Below are 22,521 nucleotides of genomic sequence, written 5' to 3' on the forward strand. Positions count from 1 at the left end.
TAAAGTTTTTTATTTTTGCCAACAAATTAAATTCTAAAATTAAAGATTATGTCAGACATTGCATCAAGAGTAAAAGCGATTATCGTAGACAAATTAGGTGTTGACGAAAACGAAGTTGTAACAGAAGCAAGCTTCACTAATGATTTAGGAGCTGACTCATTAGACACTGTTGAGCTTATTATGGAATTCGAAAAAGAATTTGATATTCAAATTCCAGACGATCAAGCAGAAAACATTGCTACTGTTGGTCAAGCTATTTCTTATATCGAAGAAGCAAAAAAATAATAATACCACACCCGAATTCTAAAAAATATCAAAATTTAAAATATCAAAATTCCAAAAATTGGAGTTTGTTTTTTAAAAAATTGGAATTTCTAGAAATCGGGTGTTATTATTTTTTTAAATTTTAAATTTCGATTGATTTTCAATCATACAAGATATATTTTATTGTAATTCCCATGGCTCTTAAGTAACAAATAAGTTAAGAAAGCGTGGGTTTTATTTGTTTAAAGTACAAAATACATATTTATGGCATTAAAGCGAGTTGTTGTAACAGGATTAGGTGCACTTACTCCTATCGGGAATAATATCCAGGAATATTGGAATGCACTTGTGAATGGAGTTAGCGGAGCCGCTCCAATCACATATTATGATACCGAGAAACACAAAACGAAATTTGCCTGCGAAGTAAAAAACTTCAATATTGAAGATTACATGGATCGCAAGGAATCTCGTAGATTAGATAAATTTGCACAATACGCAGTTGCTGCCAGTGATGAAGCTATTAAAGACGCAGGAATCACAAATGATAACGTAAACAAACAAAGAGTTGGTGTTATCTGGGGAGCAGGAATTGGAGGTTTAGAGACTTTCCAAGATGAAGTATTGTATTATGCTAAAGGTGACGGAACTCCAAAGTTCAATCCTTTCTTTATTCCTAAAATGATTGCCGATATTGCTCCTGCACATATTTCTATGCGTAACGGGTATATGGGACCAAATTATACAACGGTTTCTGCTTGTGCATCTTCTGCAAATGCATTAATCGATGCTTTCAACTACATTCGTTTAGGAATGTGCGACGTTATTGTTTCTGGCGGTTCTGAAGCTGCTGTTACAATTGCGGGTATGGGAGGATTTAGCTCAATGCACGCTTTATCTACAAGAAACGAAAGCCCAGAAACAGCTTCAAGACCTTTTGATGCAACCAGAGATGGTTTCGTTTTAGGAGAAGGAGCAGGAGCTTTAGTTCTTGAAGAGTATGAGCATGCTAAAGCTAGAGGAGCAAAAATCTACTGCGAAATTGGCGGTGGCGGTATGTCGTCTGATGCTTACCACTTAACTGCACCACATCCAGAAGGAATTGGCGTTATCGCAGTAATGGAAAACACATTGAGAGATGCTGGTATGTCTCCTGATCAAGTAGATCATATCAATACTCACGGAACTTCTACTCCATTAGGAGACGTTGCTGAGTTAAAAGCGATTAGTAAAGTTTTTGGCGATCATGCTAAAAACATCAACATCAACTCTACAAAATCAATGACAGGACACTTACTTGGAGCTGCTGGAGCTATTGAAGCTATTGCTTCGATCTTGGCAATGCAACACGGAATTGTTCCTCCAACGATTAACCATACAGTTGTAGACGAAAACATTGACCCATCTTTGAATCTTACTCTAAACAAACCTCAAAAAAGAGAAGTAAATGTTGCCATGAGTAATACATTTGGTTTTGGTGGACACAATGCTTGCGTATTGTTTAAAAAACTAGCTGATTAATTTTCTGTATATGAATATTTTCAAAAAAATATTTTCTAAATCCCGTTCTCTAGAAGACGGGATTTTTTTTGACACTATTCAAAAAATTCTTGGTTTTCCGCCAACAAATGTTGATTTTTATCGAAGGGCTTTCACGCATCGCTCTTCTAATAAATTAGATCAGAATGGGCATCCTATAAATTATGAGCGTTTAGAATTTTTAGGAGATGCTATGTTAAGTGCCGTAATTGCTGCGCATTTATTTAATAAAGCACCAAATGGCGACGAAGGATATTTAACCAAAATGCGTTCAAAAATTGTGAGTCGTGAACATTTGAACGAGTTAGGGAAAGATTTAAATTTAGTGCAGTTTGTAGAAAGTAAAGTGCCAATTCAGCACTTTGGAGAAAACATTCACGGTAATATTTTTGAGTCTCTAATTGGAGCTATTTATCTAGATAAAGGCTATTCTTTTTGCGAGAAATTCATCCAAAAAAGAGTAGTTACTCCTTATGTCGATATTGCTCGACTAGAAGGAAAAGTGATAAGTTATAAAAGCCTTGTTATCGAATGGTGCCAGAAGGAAAAAAGAGTTTTCCATTATGACATTTTTGAAGACAACGGTATAGACGGCCAGCGTTTATTTGGTGTCAAATTGAGTATTGATGATAAAGTTGTTGCAAGAGCGAGAGCAACTTCAAAAAAGAAAGCAGAAGAAAAAGCATCTCAAAGAGCTTATTTTGCGTTTCAAGAAAAAATTGACAAGAAATAGCTGCAAAAATGAAGTAATTATCATAAGGCTATAACGTTTTCGTTTATAATTTAACAAAACAAGCATGTCATAACTGTTGATGCTCCGCTTAGAAATAGTATATTTACAACTTGATTTTTCAAGACATGGCTATTCATAAATTGGATTTAGACGAATTTGACGAAATTGATTATTATTTAATGGCAATTCATACTTCATTAGAAGATTATAGATTGGCCTATTTTATCAATAAAATCCTTCCGATCAACTTAAGTAAGAGCAAAAACGAGATCCATGCTCAAACTAAGGAAGGTGAAGCAAATTTTTCGAGATTCTATTATTATGATGAAGAAAAAGCTGTTTCCTGGAATTTAATTCAGAATAAAAATGAAATCATTTCTGTGAGTACAAATGATTTCCAGAATTTGTTTTCTAATGAAACAAGTGAGGTTTCGACAACAATTCATTTACTTCCTGAATTTAAAAAAGTCGATTTTTTCCTGAAAATTGATAATAGCGAAGAGGCGCTTAATTTTTCAGAAATTCAACAAAAATTAAATACCATAGAAAGTATTGCGGCTATTTATGCCGTTGATACAGACAAAATAAAATCAAAAAACAATCTAATTTTTTAAAAAAAATGCTAACAAACAAGAAAACCAAAATTGTTGCTACACTTGGGCCCGCTTGTAGTACAAGAGAGATCATTAAAGATATGATCGATGCTGGGGTTAATGTGTTTAGAATCAATTTTTCGCATGCAGATTACGAAGGAGTAAAAGAAAAAATCGACATCATTAGAGGATTAAATGAAGAGTTTGGTTACACAACAGCAATCTTAGGAGATTTGCAAGGACCAAAACTTAGAGTTGGTGTAATGGAAGAGGGAACAGTAGTTCACGATGGAGACGAAATCACTTTCACTACAGCAGAAGATATTATCGGGGATGCAAAAAAAGCATTCATGAAATATCAAAATTTCCCAAATGATGTAAATGTTGGAGAACGTATCTTGCTTGATGATGGTAAACTAATTTTTGAAATTGTTTCTACAGATAAAAATACAGAGGTTGTTGCTAAAGTTATTCAAGGTGGAGAATTAAAATCTAAAAAAGGGGTTAATCTTCCAAACACAAAAATCTCTTTACCAGCTTTAACAGAAAAAGATATTGCTGACGCGATTTTCGCAATTGAGCAAAAAGTAGACTGGATCGCACTTTCATTCGTGAAAACTCCTCGCGATTTACAAGATTTACAAGAATTAATCGCGAAGCACTCAGATGTTAAAATTCCAATTATTGCTAAAATTGAAATGCCAGAAGCTCTTGAGAACATGGACAAAATTGTAGCATATTGCGATGGTCTAATGGTTGCTCGTGGAGATCTTGGTGTGGAGCTTCCTGCTCACGAAGTTCCATTGGTACAAAAAGATTTGATTAGAAGAGCTAAAACGGCTAGAATTCCGGTAATCGTTGCTACACAAATGATGGAAACAATGATTACAAGTTTAACTCCAACAAGAGCAGAAGTAAATGACGTTGCCAACTCTGTAATGGATGGAGCAGATGCTGTAATGTTGTCTGGAGAAACTGCAACAGGAAACTACCCAGTGCAAGTAATTCAGAGAATGGCACAAATTTGTGAAGCTGTTGAGAACTCACCACTTATTCAAGTTCCACAAAATACGCCACAAATTAAAACGAAACGTTTTGTTACGAAAACAGTTTGCCACCAAGCAGCTTTATTGGCTAACGAAATCGAAGCTAAAGCAATTTGTACTTTAACAAACAGTGGTTACACTGCTTTTCAAATTTCAGCTTGGAGACCATCTACAGCTCATATTTTAGTATTTACTTCAAACAGAAGAATCTTAACGCAATTGAATTTATTATGGGGAGTTAAATCTTTCTACTATGATAATGAAGAAAGCACAGACGATACTGTAACAGATGTAAATCAAATTGCAATCAATAAAGGTTATGCACAAAAAGGAGATTACTTAATCAATCTTGCTGCAATGCCAATTAAAGATAAAGGAATGGTTAACACGATGAGAGTTTCTGAAATCGAGTAACACATTACTTCAAATAATTTCGAAAAAGCCGCTTAAATTTTTAAGCGGCTTTTTTGTTTTTAGCACTTTTTGTAAAAATCAGTTTACATTCCAGATTTGGCACTTTGTCTTTTTGAGGACTTTTTTAGGTCTAATTTTCTGATGATCTGATAAAAATTTTACTGAAAAGAATGATTTTCTTGTTTCATTTTACTAAAATGGTAGAAAATAGGCATGCAAAAAATCGGTTCTAACTAATTTTTACTTCTTTTTCGCACAAGTAAACACAAAACATAACTGCTTAATTTTCTGACGTTTTGAAATGTTTCATTTTATAAAATGAAACATTTTGGTGCAAATTCTCAAATTTTGTTGTTTCATTTTATAAAATGAAACAAGCTCATGCCGAATAAATACTATTGTTCGCTTATTTATTAGTTAATTTTGAGATACTTAATAAAAAGTTAAAAATATTCTGTTTCAAATTTTAAGATAAAATGAATTTGAAACATATCAAAAATATGCAACCTGCATTGAGCGTGTTTTTTGAAAGCTTGCAATTTTCCCATTTGTTTTTTTGGATTTTCAAACTCATATATACAAGATCATTAACGAATTTTTTTATCATGAAACAAATCAAATTAAAATGCGGATTTACAAATACCATTAAGGTATTGGCAGTATTATTTTTATCTGGTGTTTCTGTTACCGCGCAAAGCAAAAAGCCAAACATCTTGGTGCTTTGGGGTGATGATATCGGGATTACTAATATTAGCGCTTATAGTGATGGACTCATGGGATATACTACACCCAATATCGATCGTTTGGCTAATGAAGGAATGAGATTTCTACATTATTATGGAGAACAAAGCTGTACTGCAGGCCGTGCAGCGTTTTTAACAGGGCAGCACGGTATTCGTACCGGACTTACAAAAGTTGGTTTTCCTGGAGCACCAATGGGAATGAGCCAGTTGGATCCTTCAATTGGAGGAATCATGAAAAACCTAGGTTATGCAACAGGTCAATTTGGTAAAAATCACGTTGGAGATAGAAACGAAAGTTTACCAACAGTAAACGGTTTTGATGAATTTTTTGGAAATCTATATCACTTAAATGCTGAAGAAGAGCCAGAATTGCCAGATTATCCTAAAGATCCAGAATACTTGAAAAAATATGGACCAAGAGGAGTTTTAAAATGTACCGCAACAAATGTTGATGATGCAACTGTTGATCCTCGTTTTGGTAAAATTGGAAAACAAAAAATCGAAGATACAGGAGCACTTACTAAAAAAAGAATGGAAACGGTAGATGACGAAACTTCTGCAGCTGCTATTGATTTTATTAAAAGACAGCACGCAGCGGGAAAACCATTTTTCTGCTGGTTTAACGCTACTCGTATGCACCTTCGTACACACGTAAGAAAAGAACATAGAGGAAGATATACTCACGGCGATAGTGAATATATCGATGGTATGATCGAACATGATGAAACTATTGGAAGTATTTTAAAAGCACTTGACGATTTAGGAATTGCTGACAATACAATCGTAGTATATTCTACAGATAACGGTCCTCACATGAATACATGGCCTGACGGTGCTATGACATCATTCCGTTCAGAAAAAAATACAAACTGGGAAGGGGCTTTCCGTGTTCCTTGTATTGTAAGATGGCCAGGTCATATCAAACCAGGAACTATAACTAATGAATTGATGAGTCATAATGACTGGATGCCAACTTTTGCTTCAATTGCAGGAGAACCAGATTTGATTAATAAACTTTTAAAAGGGTATAATGCAAATGGGAAAAGTTATAAAGTGCATTTAGACGGCTTTGATCAAACCAAATTATTGGAAGGTGGAAAAAGCGTACGAGATAAATTCTTTTATTCTGATGACGATGGGCTTTTGGTAGGTTTAAGAGAGGGAGATTACAAATATGTTTTTGCAGAACAACGCAGTCCTGGTACTTTGGGTGTTTGGGCAGAACCATTTACAGAACTTCGTCTACAAAAGATATTCAATATATTCCAAGATCCATATGAAAGAGCTGATTTTACTTCTAATACATTCTGGGATTGGCAGTTAAACCATGTTCAAACTATGTATGGAGTTATGAATGATGTATTTGTTTTTGCAGAGTCGTTCAAAGAATATCCTCCACGTTCTATTCCGCCAAGCTTTAACCCAACTACAATTCTTCAGCAAACGATGAAAGGAATAAAAGCAGAGCAATATGTGGAGAAAAATATTTTGCCTAAAGTAAAAGAAGAAGAGGCGGCAGCTTCAAAAAAGAAAAAATAAATCATCACAAAGAGATTCAGATTTAAGGATCTGAATCTCTTTATTTAAAACAAAAACACATGAGAAAGAATATATACTTTTTGTCTCTAGTAGTTTTGTTTTTCTTTTCCTGTAAAAAATCTGATACGTTAACTTCCCCAACAACAGAGAGTAAAAAAACAGAAACTGCTGCAGGCGGCGATCCTTTGCCGAGCTGGAATGATGGAGCTTTAAAAAGCGATATTATTGCTTATGTCGAAAAAGTAACCAAGCAAGGAAGTCCAGACTTTATTCCGGAGCAAGATAGAATTGCCACTTTTGACAATGACGGAACTTTATGGGCCGAAAGACCTTATGTACAGGAACTTTTTGCTTTTTATAGAGTGCAAAAAATGGTTGAAGCGAAGCCTGAATTGGCAAAAAAACAACCTTTTAAAGCAGTAATAGAAAAAGACAAAACTTTCTTTGAAAAAGGAGGCGATAAAGCATTGATAGAACTCGTTGCGGCAACGCATACCGGAATGACCGAAGATGAGTTTGAAGCTTCGGTTGCAGATTTTTTTAAAGACGCAAAATATCCCGGCAAAAATGTTCCAGTAAAGCAGATACGCTATCAGCCACAATTGGAATTGCTGAACTACCTCCGTGCCAACGGATTCAAAACTTTTATCGTAACAGGAGGAACAATAGAAGTCGTGAGAGGAATATCTCAGGATTTTTACGGAATTCCAAAAGATCAGGTTGTGGGTACATCTTTCAAATACAAATATGATGCGGCTAAAAATGCGGTGCAGAGAGAAGCTGCTCTAGATCATTTTAATGATAAGGAAGGAAAACCGGTTGGCATTCAGTTGCACATTGGTAAGCGACCTGTTTTTGCCTGCGGAAACGAAGGCGGAGCGGGAGATATTGCCATGCTAACTTACTCGCAAGGCAACAAATATCCTTCTTTTCAATTGCTAGTAAACCATAATGATTCTATACGAGAATATAGCTATCAAGAAAAAGATAATGCATCCTTAAACGCTGCCGCCAAAAACAAATGGCATGTTGTGGATATGCAAAAAGACTGGAAAAAAGTTTTTTCCGACAATTAGGTTGAGTTAGTTATGATTAAAAATGAAACAGCTTTTTTGGTTGGGCTGTTTCATTTTAATTTTAAAAAGAGCATTTATAAATTTTTAAAATGAGCCATCCTATGAAGTTTTATAATGTCATCAAATCACTATTATTTGCTGTCTCTTTAGTTTTAGGCTTTAGCGCTTACGCTCAGGAAGAAGAGCATAAACCAGGCAATAGTCCGCAAGAACTTGCCGATAAACTGGCCAACCCAGTGGCAAATTTAATTAGTGTGCCACTTCAAAATAACTTAAACTACGGAATCGGGCCGTACAATGGTGTGAAGTATACCATCAATGTACAACCTGTTATTCCGTTTAAACTAAGTGACAACTTAAATTTAATAAGCCGATGGATTCTTCCGGTTGTCGATCAACGAAATATTACAGGACTTAATACTCACGAATTTGGCTTGAGTGATGCTACCGTTACAGCATTTTTTGCTCCAAAAAGCAAAAAACTAATCTATGGTGTTGGACCCGCATTTTTAGTGCCAACGGCGACAGATAAATTATTAGGAACAGAAAAATTTGGAATCGGGCCAAGTGTATTATTGATGCACCAAGGAAAAGGCCTGTCGGTTGGTTTTATTGCCAATCAGATTTGGTCGGTAGCAGGGGCAAGCGATCGTTCCGATTTTAATCAGTTTTACACTCAGATATTTCTTTCTCATAGTTATAAAAGTGGAGCATCTTGGGGTGTGAATGCCGAAATTACCCAAAACTGGCAAGGCAATACGACTTTAATTTCTTTGAATCCGATGATGGGAGGGATAACCAAATTTGGAAAACAAGTGGTGCAGTTTTCTGTACAGCCATTAATTCCAATTGTCGGCCATCAAGACATAAGACCAGATTGGGGATTAAGAGCCGTTGTTGCTTTTGTATTTCCTGAGTAATAAAGCACAATCAAAAGATGTCTGAAAAATCGAAACATATAGACAAAACCATATTTGATCCAGTCGTATCAAAGGCAGAGCGCTATCAAAAAGGAGCTTCTATTAGACAAAAAGTGCCTTTGGAAAAACATCAGGACTGGAATTCTTTTAAAAACCGAAAAGATCCGGTAGACATTTTAATTCAGACCAGTATAGGAAGGGTTGAAAGTTTATTGCCAATTCGATACAGAAGAATGATGGAATCGCCTTTTGCATTTTATAGAGGAGCTGCAGCAATTATGGCGGCAGATTTGGCTCATACTGCGGTATCGGGAATAAATCTGCAGCTTTGCGGAGACTGTCATTTAATGAATTTTGGCGGTTTTGCAACCCCAGAACGAAAATTGGTTTTTGATATTAATGATTTTGACGAAACATTTCCTGGGCCTTGGGAATGGGATATAAAAAGATTAGCCGCCAGTTTTGTTATTGCTGGACAATGGCGAAAGTTCACCAATAAAAACTGTAAGCAATTTGCTTGGCATGTTGCCGACAGTTACAAACGGCACATGATAGAGTACAGCAAATTATCGGCGCTTCAAATTTGGTATGCCGATATTGATTTTGCAGAACTGATTGATCTGGGACATGATAAAGAACTTAAAGAATTTGATCAGAAAAGAATAAAAAAAGCATCAGAGTATACTGCTCACGAAAAGGAGTTTGCAAAGATGACGTATTTTGATGGAGCCAGAGCGCGTATAAAAGACGATCCGCCTTTGATATTTCATCCAAGTGGGAATCTCGAAAAACAAATCGCACAAGAAGGAGAAATCATTCACAAAAGATATGTAGAATCTCTTTCAGAAGACAAACAAGTTTTGTTAAGCCGATATATGGTGCATGATGTGGCCATCAAAGTGGTTGGCGTAGGAAGTGTTGGAACCCTTTGCGGCATTAGTTTATTGATGTCTGCTTCTGGCGAACCTATTTTTTTACAGTTTAAAGAAGCCAGAAAAAGCGTGCTCGAAGAAAATGTAAAAATCAAAGGCAAATATACACATCAGGGCGAACGCATTGTGATGGGACAGAAATTAATGCAGTCGGCATCTGATATGTTTCTGGGTTGGACAAACGACAGTAAAAATAAGTTTTTCTATATTCGTCAGCTTAGAGATGCCAAAATAAAGCCAGTTCTCGAAGTTATGAAACCTAAAAATATGGCAGATTATGCCAAAGCCTGCGGATGGGCGCTAGCAAGGGCACACGCACGCTCGGGAGATCCTTCCATCATTTCTGGTTATATTGGAGAATCAGACGATTTTGCCGATGCAATTTCTGAGTTTTCGATTTTATATGCCGCTCAAAACGAATCGGATTACAATAAAATGTTAGAAGCAATAAAACACGGAAAACTGCCCATAGCAGCCGAAATCTAAATTCTGTAATCAATTAAAGTTTTTAGGAGAATTTGTGTTTTAATGCGTTTTGTAAATAGTTTCTTCAAAAAAAAAGAATGTGGCAATCACCGAGATGTAAAAGGTAAATAGAATATTAAAAAAACAAAAATCTTGGCTATAACAAGACCAAAAAACAACAACGTAAGATTTTATTTATTTATTAGTGTTAATTAAATAAAATGATTTATCTTTGATAGTGACCTAAGTAATTGTTTAGTAGTGGTTTGTGTTGTATGAGCGATTATTGATTATGTTATACGCCCTTCGTTCAAGATTTTTACGATTTTAATACATTCGAGTTAAACAGATTTAATTATTAATTTAATAAATACACAACATGAATATTAAAAGAACAAGTCTTCGTATAATCCCAATTTTAGTTTTGGGTTTATTTTACAGCTGCTCTCCAACTGTAAAAGTTACAACCGATTATGATCATGCTGCTAACTTTAGCGAATATAAAACCTTTGCGGTTTACGACTTAAAAGCGCAGCAAGGACAGGTTAATCAACTAAATGTTGATCGTGTTGCAAAAGCGATTCGAAACGAAATGCTGGCAAAAGGATTTACAGAATCTAGCAATCCAGATTTAAAAGTAAATGCTGTTTCTATCCTAAAAAACAAAACATCTGTTAGCGCCAATACTGACTTTTACGGGTACGGAGGAATGTATCGTCCTTACGGATATTGGGGAGGCGGTGCTATGATGGGTGGTGCCAATACAACATTTAATACTTACGATTATGTTGATGGCTCATTGGTTATAGATATCGTATCTACAAAAACAGATAAGCTGCTTTGGCAAGGAATCGGAAATGCTGAAATTGACAGCAGACCAGATAATCCAGAACAATTTATTAATGACGCAATTAAAAAAATACTAGCTGGTTTCCCTCCGGGAGCAGTTAAAAAATAAGTAAAACTGAAATAAAGTCTTTGTACTTGCCAAACTTCGGCAAGTACAATACTTTATAACTACACGCCCCTTCTCGCATTCTATTTTTAAGATTTTAAGAAAATTTCTAATACCACTAATTAAACTTAAAAAATGATCGATATTTTACTTTCCCTATTCTTTTTTGTAGCCACAATTGCAGGTTTGGCAACTTCAATTATGGTGTTATTTTCCAAGAAAAATTACTCTAAGAGTTTCTTTTTGGGAATGTTTCTATTGAGTTTGGCGGTGGTGAGTATCTATAATTTTTATTTGTCGGCCAACTTATTTAAAAATTTCCCAGATCTCTTTACCATTACCAAAGCGTTTATATTTTTAACCGCTCCATGCTCTTTTTTGTACGTGAGAAACATTTTATCCTTAAATAAAAGTTTCAGAAAATACGACTGGCTGCATTTTGTGCCTTTTGTTATTTATTTCTTTTTAACGCTAGTAGTTTATATTGGAAGCCACACTAATATAAAAGCTGTCGATTATATTGCAGAATTAATCAAAAATCCGTTTTCTGTTTTAACATTGACGATTTGGTTGTTCTATGTCTTTTTTCAAACCATGTTGATTTTAAACTATGATCTGAAAAAATTTAAAGGAAACCAATTTCATCATACTAAAGTAATAAACTGGATTAGAGTGTATAACTTGATGATTCTATTTTTATTCTCGGCGCTTTTTGTTCATCACTTTTTATTGCGAAAAGTAGATGCAACCGATCTTTCCTGCTATGTGTTAATTTCTTCGGTATTGTTTTTTACGGTAGGCTGGCTTTATTTCAGACCGCAAATTTTTCACGATGAAGAAGAAACATTCGATTTTGTGGTAGACAATACGCTTGTCGTAAAAACCAAAGAAGTAAAGACTGCAATTCCGATAACCAACGAACTTACGCTCGAAAAAAGAGAAGAATACCTTTTAAAACTGGATCACGTTTTAAATTCTAAAAACCTATTCTTAAAAAAAGACTTCGTAATCAGAGATCTTTCCGACGAGACGGGAATATCCGTGCATCATTTATCTAATTTGATTAATTCTGAATTTGATCTTCATTTTCAGGATTATGTAAATCTTAAAAGGATTGAATATTTTAAAGATAAAATAAACGATCCAGAATGGAAAGATTTATCATTAGAAGGCATGGCTTGGGGTTCTGGTTTTAAATCCCGAACAACTTGTTTTAGAGCATTTATAAAACACACCGGAAAATCTCCTTCAGAATATTTTAAAACGATCCGTATAAATCCTGATCGTTCAGAAGCGTATTATTTTAAGTAATTCTTTCTGCAAAATTAAATTGTTAATGGCTGTTACAGAGCCTTAATCCATTCAAAATATTTCAGCATGAAAGCAACAGTTCATCATTCTAAAAAGATAGCCCAATCGGTTGTCACAGCAATCCTGCTATTATTTTCTTTCTATATGAATGCCCAATTAAAAGGAGGGCATATTTTGGGAGCAATGGGACTTCAATCTGGGACTCAGGCTCCAGAAAATACCTTAAGCGTATACATTCCAGGATACATTTATAGTGCCTCTTCTTTAAGAGATTCTAACGGAGATAAAGTTGGAAATCCAGATATCACTATGTTTATTACAGGTGTAGGCGCATCTTATGTAAGCGATTTTAAAATTTTGGGAGCCAATTATGGAGCTGGAATTTTATTGGCTGGAGCTTCCAATACCATTCAAGGAAGTCATACCGATACCAAAAGCGATTTTGCATTTACCGATATGTACATTGTGCCTCTTCAATTGGGTTGGCATAATAAAAGAGCCGATTTTGTTTTCAGCTATCAAATGTATCTTCCAACAGGTAAATATGAGCTTGGAGCTAGTGACAATAGCGGTTTAGGAATGTTTATGAATGAGTTTTCAGCAGGAACTACAGTCTTTTTTAACGACAAAAAAACATTTCATTTTTCGGTTTTAGCTTCTTATGAAATCAATGGAAAGAAAAAAGATACCGACATCAAAACGGGAGACATTTTAAGTATTGAAGGCGGTCTAGGAAAAACTTTTTATAGCATGAATGCCGAAAAAACAGCTCCTAAAGGAATATTCAACGCAGGTTTAATTTACTATCTGCAATATAAAGTGTCAGACGATAAGATTCCTGTAACAAACAACATTTTTATTGAACCGGACAAAGATAAAGTTGCTGGACTTGGCGCAGAGGTTAATTACTTGCATATAAAAAGTATGACCACTGCAGGTTTTAGATGGATTGGAGAAGTAAATGCTGAAAATAGATTTCAAGGAAACACCTTTTTTATCACGCTGGCACATACTTTCAGTTTTAAGAAAAAATGATTTTTCTAAGAATTTCAGGTTTTGGAGATGAGGTGAAATTTTAAATATAAATGATCAAATCTTATATGAAAAACAAAAAACCGACACAAAAAAACATCCTATTTTTGCTTTTGATTACTTTATCGTTTAATTTTCTAAGCGCACAAAAACATCAAGTAGTTTTTAAAGATTCTATAGACGGAGCCTTCGATTTAAGCGATTTTCTTATCTACGCAAACGGATTCTTAGTAGTACCCACTATTGTTACAGAACCTGCTCTTGGAGGATTTGGAGGTGCTGTTGCTCCAGTTTTCCTAAAAAAACGCGCACCTGTTATTGAAGCAGACGGAACCAAACGTCTCGTAAATCCAGATATAACAGGAGGATTAGGAATGTATACCGCAAACAAGAGCTGGATGGCAGGAGCATTTCGTTCTGCAACATTGGTAAAACCTAAAATTCTATACCGTGTTTTTGCCGCTTATGGCGACATGAATTTATCATTTTATGCCAACAATCTGCCCAATCAGGCAGATCAGGAATTTAAGCTTAATTTCAAATCGACTATATTTTATACGCAGTGGCTCAAACAATTTAAAAATGCAAAATGGAGCGCAGGACCGCAATATCTGTTTTTAAATTCAAAAATAAACCTGCCCGATTTTAATCTTCCGCCGCCATTTGTCGATCCGAAAGATATTAAAAGTACCATAAGTCAGTTAGGAGCTGCGCTGCAGTTTGACGGACGTGATAATATATTTACGCCAGATAAAGGAATACGGATTCAGTCCGATTTTTTCTGGTCTGATAAAGCATTGGGGAGCGATTATCAGGCATGGCGTATTAATTTATCGGCAATAGGATATTATCCGTTGGCGAAAACTTTAATTGGCGGACTAAGGATTGAAGGGGAGCAGGCGTTGGGGAGTCCGCCTTTTTATTTAAAACCGGGAATCAATATGCGAGGTATTCCAGCAGCGCGATATATGGGAAACACCAGTATTGTGAGCGAACTAGAATTTAGATGGGATTTGTACCGAAGATGGAGTCTTATGGGATACGGAGGTCTCGCCAGCGCTTTTAACGATTGGGATCAAGCTTTTGCCAAACCCGTTGTGTACAGTTACGGAACTGGTTTTAGATACCTTATTGCTAGAAAATTTAAACTCCGTATGGGTGTAGACGTTGCCAAAGGACCAGAAGAATGGGCATATTATATCGTTTTTGGAAGCAACTGGTTACGATAGATCTTTGAGCAAAAAACTTGTAAGAAGTTAACTTATAAAATAATACATTTAAAAAGCCTTGATACTCCTTATCGGGGCTTTTTTGCGTTAAATATCTTAATAAATAATGCCGTTAAGAAAACATTAACAACTAAACATTACACAAATTGTATAATATTTAATTGTTTTGTAACAAATTGGAAACATTGAAGACTAATTTTGTTAAATCTTAAACATAAATTATGAATACATTTTCATTCAAATCAGTGTTTGCCGCTTCAGTATTTTTGGCTGGAACTGCAGGCTGTTTTGCGCAAGACATTTTAGTAAATTCACTTAAACTAAATGCGAGCGACAAAAGCAAAGAAAACTTCAAATTTACAGAAGTAATTAACCTAGGAACAACATCGGTAAAATCTCAAGGATCATCTGGAACTTGCTGGAGCTACTCGACAAACTCATTCTTAGAGTCAGAAATGATTCGTTTAGGAAAACAGCCTGTTGAGTTATCTCAAATTTATTCTGCAAGAAACGTATATGTTGAAAAAGGGGTGAACTATGTGCGTATGCACGGAGCAATTACTCTTGGAGACGGTGGAGCTTTGCACGATGTAATTAATATGTATAAAAAATACGGAACTGTGCCAAGAGAAGTTTATACAGGATTAAACTACGGAACAGACAAAAACAAATTTGCTGAAATGGGTGCTCTTATCGAAGGTGTTCTTACAGCAGTGGTGAAAAACCCGAACGGAGAATTAACTCCAAACTGGCAAAAAGCATACGCAGCAGTTATTGATTCTTACTTAGGAAAAGTGCCAGATAACTTTACATACAAAGGAAAAAACTATACGCCACAATCTTTTGCTAAAGAAGTAGTAGGAATTAACCCAGATGATTACGTAGAAATGTCATCCTTTACCAATGCGCCTTACTACCAAAAAACAACGATGATGGTGCCAGACAACTGGTCATTGGATCAAGTTTACAACGTAAAATTGAACGATATGACAGATGTTATCGACAACGCCTTGAAAAAAGGATACACTGTAGCTTGGGCAACAGATGTTAGCGAGAAAAGCTTTAGCTGGAAAAACGGTGTTGCTTATGTAGCATCTAAAAAATTCGACGATATGACGGCTGAAGAAAAAGCAGACATGTTTAACGGACCAAAAGCAGAACCAGAAATTACTCCAGAAATGCGCCAAGCAGCGTTTGATAACTACACTACAACAGACGACCACGGAATGCACATTATCGGACTTGCAAAAGACCAAACTGGAAAAGAATACTATATCGTAAAAAATTCTTGGGGAGAAACAAACGACTACAAAGGTTTCTTGTTTGTAACTAAGAACTTCGTAAAATATAAAACTACTGCATTACTAGTAAACAAAGGAGGAATTCCTGCTGAAATTGCTAAGAAATTAGGGGTTTAATTATCCTAGAGTTTTACAGAAAATAGAAAAGCGCCGTAATCCAAAAGATTACGGCGCTTTTTTTGTGCGTAATTTTTCATTTTTTTTACGGAAAACAGTAATTGAGGTTTTAAGATTTTTTCTAATATTGTAAATAAATTATTGAAAAACAGAGCTATTAATTTTTGTTTTTCTTAAAATGTAACGTATTATTTAATAATCTGATATGGGAAAGGTTTTTAAGATTTTGTCAATAGATGGTGGAGGTATAAAAGGTTTATATTCTGCAACGATCTTAAAAAAGTTTGAAGAAAAATTTAATTGTTACACAAGTGATCATTTTGACATGATTTGTGGAACATCAACAGGAGGTTTAATTGCTCTTGCATTATCATTAAAAATTTCTGCTGAAGATATTTGTAATTTTTACGAAGAAAAAGGGGAAATTATATTTCCGACTCACAAAAAAATAAAAATACCTTTTCTAAAAATAATGGATTATGGCTTTTTTAAACAAACTTTAAAAGGAGGGAAATATTCAGATGTAGGATTAAAACAATCATTAGTTGAAATTTTTGGAGATAAAAAAATTAAAGATTGTAATAACTTACTGTGTATACCAAGTTATTCAATAACTGAAGCTAAACCGAAAGTATTTAAGTTCGATCATGTTGATGGAGAATTGTCAAGAGATAATTTAGCTCCCATTGTTGATATAGCATTAGCTACGTCAGCTGCGCCAACATATTTTCCATTAGCAGAAATTGAGTACTATAATAATGAACAATTTATTGATGGAGGTGTTTGGGCAAATAATCCCACATTAGTTGGACTTTTAGAAGCACTTGATTATTTTGTTGGAGTAAACAAAGAATATGATTCCATTGAAATACTTTCATTAAGTAGCCTATCATTAACGGGAGGGAAAAAAGTGGGATTAAAAAGAGAACGATCTTTTGTAGATTGGGGAGCAGAATTGTTTGAAACTTCAATGAATGGGCAGAGTCATTTTTCAAACTTTTTTTTAACTAAAATTAAGGAAATGTGTAATGTTAATATTAAGTATTTAAGGATACCAAGTGCAAAAATTTCTAAAGAACAAGAAAGTTTAGTTCAATTAGATATTGCAACAAAGGATGCTTTGAACCTCATGAAAATAAAAGCAAATGATCAAGCATTAGAATTTGAAAAAGAAGAACAGATTAAAAAAATATTTACAATACAAAAAACATATAAAGTGAAATAATATGGCAAACTGTAATGAACTTTTTAAAATTTACAATTCAACTATTAAATTGAAAGAAGAAAAAAGAGTAATCCTGAAATCTGTCAGGAATGCTCTTCGCGAGAAAATGAACTCAAGATTTAATTTGATTAGAAATCTTGACAATCATAAATTAGAGTTTCAAAGCCAAGGTTCTTTTATAATGGATACAATAATAACTCCTATTGATGATGATTATGATTTAGATGATGGAGTATATTTTATAGGAGCATTATCAAAGGAGAAAAGACCCATGCCACAAGAATTTCATGATGGTGTCATTTTGGCTATAGGGGAAGATGAGAATTATGCAGAAATCATTGATAAAGAAACTTGCGTGCGAGTTAGATATGTGAAGGAAAAGTTTCATATTGATCTTCCTATTTATTATGCAAGTAAAGTAAATCCAGAACTGGCTCATACTAAAGAAGGATGGATATTAAGTAATCCGATTAAGTTTATTGCTTGGTTTGAGCAAAAGGTAGGATCTGGTTTTAAGGAACAATTTCTTTCTGAAAAGAAAATGTTTTCCCAAGAATATAGAGTATGGTTAGACGATATTAGAAAAAAAGATGCTCAACTAAGAAGAATTGTAAGATATTTAAAAGGATGGGCGGATAATTTAAGAGGAGAGATGCCTCCTGGTATTGTAATGACAATACTTGCTGGAGAGAATTATGTACCAAATGAGCGCGATGATATTGCTTTAAAAGATACATTAATCAAAATAAAAAATTACCTTGATAGTAATAATTGTAAATGTTTAAGGCCAACACCTCCTATCAATGAAGATTTATTTGAAAACTACTCTCAAAGTAAAAAACAATATTTTTTAGATAGATTAAAGACTTTTATTGAATCAGGAGAGCAGGCAATAAATCATCCAAATCAAAAAGATGCGTGTTATAAATGGCAAAAACATTTTGGAGATAGGTTCCCATGTTCAATGGCGAAGGATACAATTGATGATTCAAATACATATGAAAATAAAGCGATTATTGGAGCTACAGCTAAAAGTGCAAAATGAATGAATTTGAAGAGGCAAGATTAATTGCTTTCAATGGTATAAAGCAAATTGAATCTGTTGAAATCTATAATAAAGATCAATGTAAATATTATAAACTTGATTTATATAGTGAGGTTTGGAAATTAAGAACTGAAATTAGTCATGAAAATAAAATTCAAGAGATAAATATTGATATTTGTTTTAAGTTTGATTTTCCTCTGTCTTTGCCAAAGTTATACCTATCTTTTTCTGACTATGAAAATCTAAAATATATTCCCCATATAGATGATAATAGGTTAATTTGTACGTTTGATTCGGAAATTACTAGAACGAATGTGTCTAAACCGTTTGAAATTGTATTTGAATGTATTGAAAGAGCAAAAAAAATTATTGAAGAGGGAATTAGAAAAGAAAATTTTAAAGATTTTGAAGAAGAGTTTTTATCTTACTGGGAATGTAGTTTTTCTGCGGGGGATTCTGTACTAAAAAATGTCTTGTGTTTGATTAATTCTGAAGAAGATATAAAAACACCATATTTGTTGGATTTGAAAACTAATGTTGCTGGTTTTAATTATATTGTACATAATAATAATGAAATTTCAATAAAACTTAAATCATTTTTGAAATATAAACGAATACACTTTTCTGAACAGGAAGTTTTTTATTTTGAAATTAATAGTAAAAATTTTTATCCTCCCTATAATTTTAGTAATGAAGATATAATTTTAATGCTGAAATCAATTAATGAAAATTTACTTGAAAAGTATAGACGTTACGTAAATAATCATTCTACATCTATTTATTTTGTTTTAACAAATTATGTAACTCCTAGTAAAAAAATCTTAATAGGTTGGTATAACAAATCAGTAGAAATAAATAAGAAAGGGTTTCGTATAAATAAAATAAAACCATTTGACGCAATATCTAAGTATCAAAAAAAAGATAAAATTGGACGTGTTTCTTTGGAAACCTACACTCCAAATAGATTGAGAATGCGTACAGCTGGTTTGGATAAAATTAATATGTATAAATTTTTAATTTGTGGCGTTGGAAGCGTAGGTTCTCATTTAGTTTATTTTTTAAACTCAATGGGTATTTCTGAATTTAAATTGATTGATCATGATAAATTAAAAGTTGAAAATATTGGAAGGCATTTTTTAGGATTTAATAGTGTCAAGAAATATAAAACTTTAGGTATGAAAGATTACTTAATTGAATTGAATCCTTTGCAAGAAATTAAAACAATTGAAGATTCTATAGTTAAAGTTATTCAAGATGATGTTTCTTTTTTGAATAATACAGATTACATATTTGTTGCGACAGGAAAAGATAATATAGATAACTGGTTATTTAATTCATTAAAAAAAAGAGATATAGTGAAGCCTCTAATATTTATTTGGGTCGAACCATATTTAGCAGGAGGGCATGTTGTATATGTAAATCCGAACAATTTGATTGAATATCCAAATTTGTTTGACGAAAATAATTATAAATATAATGTTATTGATAGTAAGCATTATAATTCGGTTGAAAACGTAATTGCTCTGAAAGAAGCGGGTTGCCAAACAACTTATATTCCATATTCTTCTCAAAATCTCATGCTTTTTTTATCTTCAATTTTTCCTCTTTTAGCAAAAATAATAGTAAATTCAGATTTAAATAGTAAAATTTTTACATGGATTGGAGATGTAGATTTTTTAAAAGAAAATAATATTGATCTTTCTGATTTTGCAAATAACAAAACTTTTGGGTCCATAATAGAAAATTATGATTGAAATAAAACTTGGAGATTTTAATATTTTTTTATCAAAAAGGGTTTTAAGTGATTTTGTAAATTACAAGCAGGATAAAATATTTAAAAATGAATCTGGAGGAATTTTATTAGGGCAAGTTTTTATAAAAAATATTTACATATTGAAAAATTCCGTGCCATGTAGGGATGATAAATCTAAAAGATATTCATTTGAAAGAGACATTAAAAATGCTCAAAAAATAATAGACTTTGAGTTTAAGGAAAGTGAAGGCAAGACTATTTATTTAGGAGAATGGCATACACATCCGGAAAAGGTGCCTAATCCTTCCTCTCAAGATATAAAAATGATTAAAGAACAGTTTGAGAAAAACATATTAAATGAGCCTTTTATCGTTATGATTATTTTTGGAACTAAATCTTTTTTTATTGGAATTTATAATGGGAAAAAAATTATTTCAAAAAAAATTACTTGGATAGATTTATATTTAGATGATATGTAATTTACTTCCCCTTCATCAATCTCTCCAAATACTCCACTTTATCCTTTTCAGCCTGAACCAAACGCTCATAAAGTTCTACAATTTTATCAATTGGGTTGAAAGTACAGTTATAATTAAGTCCAGCATTAACAATGTCGTTATTGGTGTAAGTATTCCCAATAACATTTAAAACGGCTTCATCAGAAAAATTCTTAATTGCTTCAGCTGAAACTCCAAGAGCTTCTGCAATTATGTTTAGTTTTTCGTCATCAATCGTTTCGCTTCCTTCAATATTAGAAACCGTTTGTTGGCTCAAGCCAATGGCAATGGCAAGTGCTTCTTGTTTCATTCCTCTAAGCTCTCTAATTCGGCTTATGTTTCTCCCGATATGTTTTGGTTTTGTTGCTGTGCTCATACTTCAAAGATATTAAAAATCCTTAAAAATTAGGTCTATAGTAAATTACAAAGTTTATTGGTGATATACCAAGCTGGCTTATTTTGATACTAAACAATCTATTGCGTAATTGCATGGAATAAAAATACAATTTTTCTTATAATATTCAATTCAAAAACCAAAAAACTAAACGCCATGAAAACAGAAAACGAAAGCAATGCAAGTCAAAAGAGAGTGATAAAATCGGTATCTAAATTGGTATCGGATATTTGTTTTGACGGAGAATTTAGAAAACATCCCGAATACTTAACCGAAATTTTTGAATACCTTCTAGAAACAGAACAAGGAAACGATCTCTCTTTGCGAATTAAGATGTTAAGCTGTATTAGAATAAGTGCCATGCTGGCAAAAACATTGCATCCATTTTCAGACGAAGAAATTCAAAAAGCCTGCGTTCAAATGGTGAATTCGTAAAAAGAAGTACTTTATCGGTTTTCTGGGTAATTTGCAGTCAGAATAAAAGCTAAGTAAAAGAAAATCAGTATCTTTAAGGTGAGTTTTTTAATTGGAGCATTAATTTTATTCAGGAATCATGAAAAAGTATGAAGCAGTTATGGTTGCACTTGCGTTCGTATTTTCTCTGAGCTGTTTTGCCCAGCGCACAAACAATGCCTCTGCCTCTCCAGCACCAGGAAAAACGACACTGTTGACGGATAGTCTTTCTAATGATGATTTTGTAATACAATCTTATTATGTAGAGGAAAGAATAAATAAACTTTTTGGAGGTAGAATTATTACTTACCAAGTTTCAAAATTAGACTTGATCGATACCTACGATCTTGGACCTAATAATACAAGAACGGTAATTCCGAATTACGTAAAAAGAAAACCGAAAGTAGCTCCAAATGCAATAGAAGCAAAAACAATCGTGGCAAGTTCGTCTGCTTCTGTATCGCCTGTAAAGGTAGAAGTTACGGCTCCTGCTCCTTCGACTTCAAAATATATTACCGTAAATATGGTCGACACTTATGAAAAAGTGATTGATAAAGGCTATAAATCTATCGATATGCTTAAAAAAGTCGCAGACCGTTTTTATTTTGAAGGCAATTTAAGCGCAGCAGTAGGGTATTACGCTAAATTGTTTGATGAAACCCAAGATCTTGATGTTATTTATTATTATAGATATGCTCAGTCCTTAAAAGCAATAAACGAAAATGAAAAAGCAAATACTTTAATGAAAAGGTTTAAAAGCGAAACTTTGACAATGAAATAAGGTTTTTTATTTGACCGCATATTTTTTTTAACCGCAAAGTTCGCTAAGGTTTACGCAAAGTACGCAAAGGTTATTTTGAGTGGAATCTAAAGATTAAGTTCGCAAAGCTGTGTCTATTGCGGACTTTTTTTTTGCTGTGTTTTTTTTACCGCAAAGGGCGCTAAGGT

The 22,521-nt window shown here is 33.6% G+C and carries 21 protein-coding genes; 20 read left to right on the plus strand and 1 reads right to left on the minus strand.

Going from position 1 to position 22,521, the window contains the following annotated elements:
- Nucleotides 1-48: 48 nt before the first annotated feature.
- The 18 genes from J7574_RS02960 to J7574_RS03045 all read left to right on the plus strand — a co-directional run bounded on the left by J7574_RS02960 (nt 49) and on the right by J7574_RS03045 (nt 20,708).
- Nucleotides 49-285, plus strand: coding sequence for an acyl carrier protein (locus J7574_RS02960; RefSeq protein WP_007137004.1), 237 nt, complete (start codon nt 49-51; stop codon nt 283-285).
- Between the two features lie 243 nt (nt 286-528).
- Nucleotides 529-1,782, plus strand: coding sequence for a beta-ketoacyl-ACP synthase II (gene fabF, locus J7574_RS02965; RefSeq protein WP_290963987.1), 1,254 nt, complete (start codon nt 529-531; stop codon nt 1,780-1,782).
- Nucleotides 1,783-1,792: 10 nt separating this feature from the next.
- A complete protein-coding gene (gene rnc / locus J7574_RS02970; protein ID WP_290963990.1) occupies nt 1,793-2,533 on the plus strand; it encodes a ribonuclease III in 741 nt (246 codons plus the stop codon).
- Between the two features lie 125 nt (nt 2,534-2,658).
- Nucleotides 2,659-3,147: an IPExxxVDY family protein gene (locus J7574_RS02975; RefSeq protein ID WP_095930692.1), complete on the plus strand. Its 489-nt coding sequence runs from the start codon at nt 2,659-2,661 to the stop codon at nt 3,145-3,147.
- 5 nt (nt 3,148-3,152) lie between these two features.
- Nucleotides 3,153-4,586 carry a pyruvate kinase gene (pyk, locus tag J7574_RS02980; protein ID WP_290963996.1) on the plus strand — a complete coding sequence of 478 codons (1,434 nt, stop codon included), beginning with the start codon at nt 3,153-3,155 and terminating at the stop codon, nt 4,584-4,586.
- Between the two features lie 605 nt (nt 4,587-5,191).
- Nucleotides 5,192-6,868, plus strand: coding sequence for an arylsulfatase (locus J7574_RS02985; protein WP_290964000.1), 1,677 nt, complete (start codon nt 5,192-5,194; stop codon nt 6,866-6,868).
- 59 nt (nt 6,869-6,927) lie between these two features.
- On the plus strand, nt 6,928-7,944 hold the full coding sequence (locus J7574_RS02990) for an HAD family hydrolase (protein ID WP_290964003.1): 1,017 nt from the start codon (nt 6,928-6,930) through the stop codon (nt 7,942-7,944).
- Between the two features lie 101 nt (nt 7,945-8,045).
- Entirely contained in the window at nt 8,046-8,864 is an 819-nt protein-coding gene (locus tag J7574_RS02995) for a hypothetical protein (protein ID WP_290964006.1), read from the plus strand.
- A 17-nt stretch (nt 8,865-8,881) separates the two neighbouring features.
- On the plus strand, nt 8,882-10,282 hold the full coding sequence (locus J7574_RS03000) for a DUF2252 domain-containing protein (RefSeq protein WP_290964009.1): 1,401 nt from the start codon (nt 8,882-8,884) through the stop codon (nt 10,280-10,282).
- 358 nt (nt 10,283-10,640) lie between these two features.
- The gene (locus J7574_RS03005; RefSeq protein WP_290964011.1) at nt 10,641-11,219 is read left to right on the plus strand and encodes a DUF4136 domain-containing protein; all 579 of its coding nucleotides are present in this window, start codon (nt 10,641-10,643) and stop codon (nt 11,217-11,219) included.
- 132 nt (nt 11,220-11,351) lie between these two features.
- Nucleotides 11,352-12,527, plus strand: a complete 1,176-nt coding sequence (locus J7574_RS03010) for an AraC family transcriptional regulator (RefSeq protein WP_290964014.1) — start codon at nt 11,352-11,354, stop codon at nt 12,525-12,527.
- Between the two features lie 66 nt (nt 12,528-12,593).
- Entirely contained in the window at nt 12,594-13,562 is a 969-nt protein-coding gene (locus J7574_RS03015) for a transporter (RefSeq protein WP_290964017.1), read from the plus strand.
- Between the two features lie 65 nt (nt 13,563-13,627).
- On the plus strand, nt 13,628-14,788 hold the full coding sequence (locus J7574_RS03020; RefSeq protein WP_290964021.1) for a BamA/TamA family outer membrane protein: 1,161 nt from the start codon (nt 13,628-13,630) through the stop codon (nt 14,786-14,788).
- Nucleotides 14,789-15,009: 221 nt separating this feature from the next.
- Nucleotides 15,010-16,206, plus strand: coding sequence for a C1 family peptidase (locus J7574_RS03025; RefSeq protein ID WP_290964024.1), 1,197 nt, complete (start codon nt 15,010-15,012; stop codon nt 16,204-16,206).
- A 205-nt stretch (nt 16,207-16,411) separates the two neighbouring features.
- A complete protein-coding gene (locus J7574_RS03030) occupies nt 16,412-17,431 on the plus strand; it encodes a CBASS cGAMP-activated phospholipase (protein WP_290964027.1) in 1,020 nt (339 codons plus the stop codon).
- A 1-nt stretch (nt 17,432) separates the two neighbouring features.
- The gene (locus tag J7574_RS03035; protein WP_290964030.1) at nt 17,433-18,476 is read left to right on the plus strand and encodes a CBASS cGAMP synthase; all 1,044 of its coding nucleotides are present in this window, start codon (nt 17,433-17,435) and stop codon (nt 18,474-18,476) included.
- Nucleotides 18,473-20,230, plus strand: a complete 1,758-nt coding sequence (locus J7574_RS03040; protein ID WP_290964033.1) for a ThiF family adenylyltransferase — start codon at nt 18,473-18,475, stop codon at nt 20,228-20,230. The genes J7574_RS03035 and J7574_RS03040 overlap by 4 nt, the downstream gene beginning before the upstream one ends.
- Nucleotides 20,223-20,708, plus strand: a complete 486-nt coding sequence (locus J7574_RS03045) for a Mov34/MPN/PAD-1 family protein (protein ID WP_290964036.1) — start codon at nt 20,223-20,225, stop codon at nt 20,706-20,708. The genes J7574_RS03040 and J7574_RS03045 overlap by 8 nt, the downstream gene beginning before the upstream one ends.
- Before the next feature lies 1 nt (nt 20,709).
- Here J7574_RS03045 and J7574_RS03050 read toward each other — a convergent pair whose 3' ends face one another.
- Complete coding sequence (locus J7574_RS03050; RefSeq protein ID WP_290964041.1) at nt 20,710-21,102, minus strand: helix-turn-helix transcriptional regulator; 393 nt, start codon at nt 21,100-21,102, stop codon at nt 20,710-20,712.
- Nucleotides 21,103-21,276: 174 nt separating this feature from the next.
- On the opposite strand from J7574_RS03050, the gene J7574_RS03055 reads away from it, so the two are divergent.
- Nucleotides 21,277-21,555: a hypothetical protein gene (locus J7574_RS03055; protein ID WP_290964048.1), complete on the plus strand. Its 279-nt coding sequence runs from the start codon at nt 21,277-21,279 to the stop codon at nt 21,553-21,555.
- A gap of 118 nt (nt 21,556-21,673) precedes the next feature.
- The gene (locus tag J7574_RS03060; RefSeq protein WP_290964051.1) at nt 21,674-22,354 is read left to right on the plus strand and encodes a hypothetical protein; all 681 of its coding nucleotides are present in this window, start codon (nt 21,674-21,676) and stop codon (nt 22,352-22,354) included.
- The last annotated feature ends 167 nt before the right edge of the window (nt 22,355-22,521 follow it).

Origin of the sequence: Flavobacterium sp. (assembly GCF_017744675.1) — a bacterium.
In the GTDB taxonomy this organism is placed as follows: domain Bacteria; phylum Bacteroidota; class Bacteroidia; order Flavobacteriales; family Flavobacteriaceae; genus Flavobacterium.

Bases quoted from the DNA above. Each gene is read 5' to 3' on its own strand.
- J7574_RS02960 (WP_007137004.1), top strand. From the start codon at position 49: ATGTCAGACATTGCATCAAGAGTAAAAGCGATTATCGTAGACAAATTA.
- fabF (WP_290963987.1), top strand. From the start codon at position 529: ATGGCATTAAAGCGAGTTGTTGTAACAGGATTAGGTGCACTTACTCCT.
- rnc (WP_290963990.1), top strand. From the start codon at position 1,793: ATGAATATTTTCAAAAAAATATTTTCTAAATCCCGTTCTCTAGAAGAC.
- J7574_RS02975 (WP_095930692.1), top strand. From the start codon at position 2,659: ATGGCTATTCATAAATTGGATTTAGACGAATTTGACGAAATTGATTAT.
- pyk (WP_290963996.1), top strand. From the start codon at position 3,153: ATGCTAACAAACAAGAAAACCAAAATTGTTGCTACACTTGGGCCCGCT.
- J7574_RS02985 (WP_290964000.1), top strand. From the start codon at position 5,192: ATGAAACAAATCAAATTAAAATGCGGATTTACAAATACCATTAAGGTA.
- J7574_RS02990 (WP_290964003.1), top strand. From the start codon at position 6,928: ATGAGAAAGAATATATACTTTTTGTCTCTAGTAGTTTTGTTTTTCTTT.
- J7574_RS02995 (WP_290964006.1), top strand. From the start codon at position 8,046: ATGAAGTTTTATAATGTCATCAAATCACTATTATTTGCTGTCTCTTTA.
- J7574_RS03000 (WP_290964009.1), top strand. From the start codon at position 8,882: ATGTCTGAAAAATCGAAACATATAGACAAAACCATATTTGATCCAGTC.
- J7574_RS03005 (WP_290964011.1), top strand. From the start codon at position 10,641: ATGAATATTAAAAGAACAAGTCTTCGTATAATCCCAATTTTAGTTTTG.
- J7574_RS03010 (WP_290964014.1), top strand. From the start codon at position 11,352: ATGATCGATATTTTACTTTCCCTATTCTTTTTTGTAGCCACAATTGCA.
- J7574_RS03015 (WP_290964017.1), top strand. From the start codon at position 12,594: ATGAAAGCAACAGTTCATCATTCTAAAAAGATAGCCCAATCGGTTGTC.
- J7574_RS03020 (WP_290964021.1), top strand. From the start codon at position 13,628: ATGAAAAACAAAAAACCGACACAAAAAAACATCCTATTTTTGCTTTTG.
- J7574_RS03025 (WP_290964024.1), top strand. From the start codon at position 15,010: ATGAATACATTTTCATTCAAATCAGTGTTTGCCGCTTCAGTATTTTTG.
- J7574_RS03030 (WP_290964027.1), top strand. From the start codon at position 16,412: ATGGGAAAGGTTTTTAAGATTTTGTCAATAGATGGTGGAGGTATAAAA.
- J7574_RS03035 (WP_290964030.1), top strand. From the start codon at position 17,433: ATGGCAAACTGTAATGAACTTTTTAAAATTTACAATTCAACTATTAAA.
- J7574_RS03040 (WP_290964033.1), top strand. From the start codon at position 18,473: ATGAATGAATTTGAAGAGGCAAGATTAATTGCTTTCAATGGTATAAAG.
- J7574_RS03045 (WP_290964036.1), top strand. From the start codon at position 20,223: ATGATTGAAATAAAACTTGGAGATTTTAATATTTTTTTATCAAAAAGG.
- J7574_RS03050 (WP_290964041.1), bottom strand. From the start codon at position 21,102: ATGAGCACAGCAACAAAACCAAAACATATCGGGAGAAACATAAGCCGA.
- J7574_RS03055 (WP_290964048.1), top strand. From the start codon at position 21,277: ATGAAAACAGAAAACGAAAGCAATGCAAGTCAAAAGAGAGTGATAAAA.
- J7574_RS03060 (WP_290964051.1), top strand. From the start codon at position 21,674: ATGAAAAAGTATGAAGCAGTTATGGTTGCACTTGCGTTCGTATTTTCT.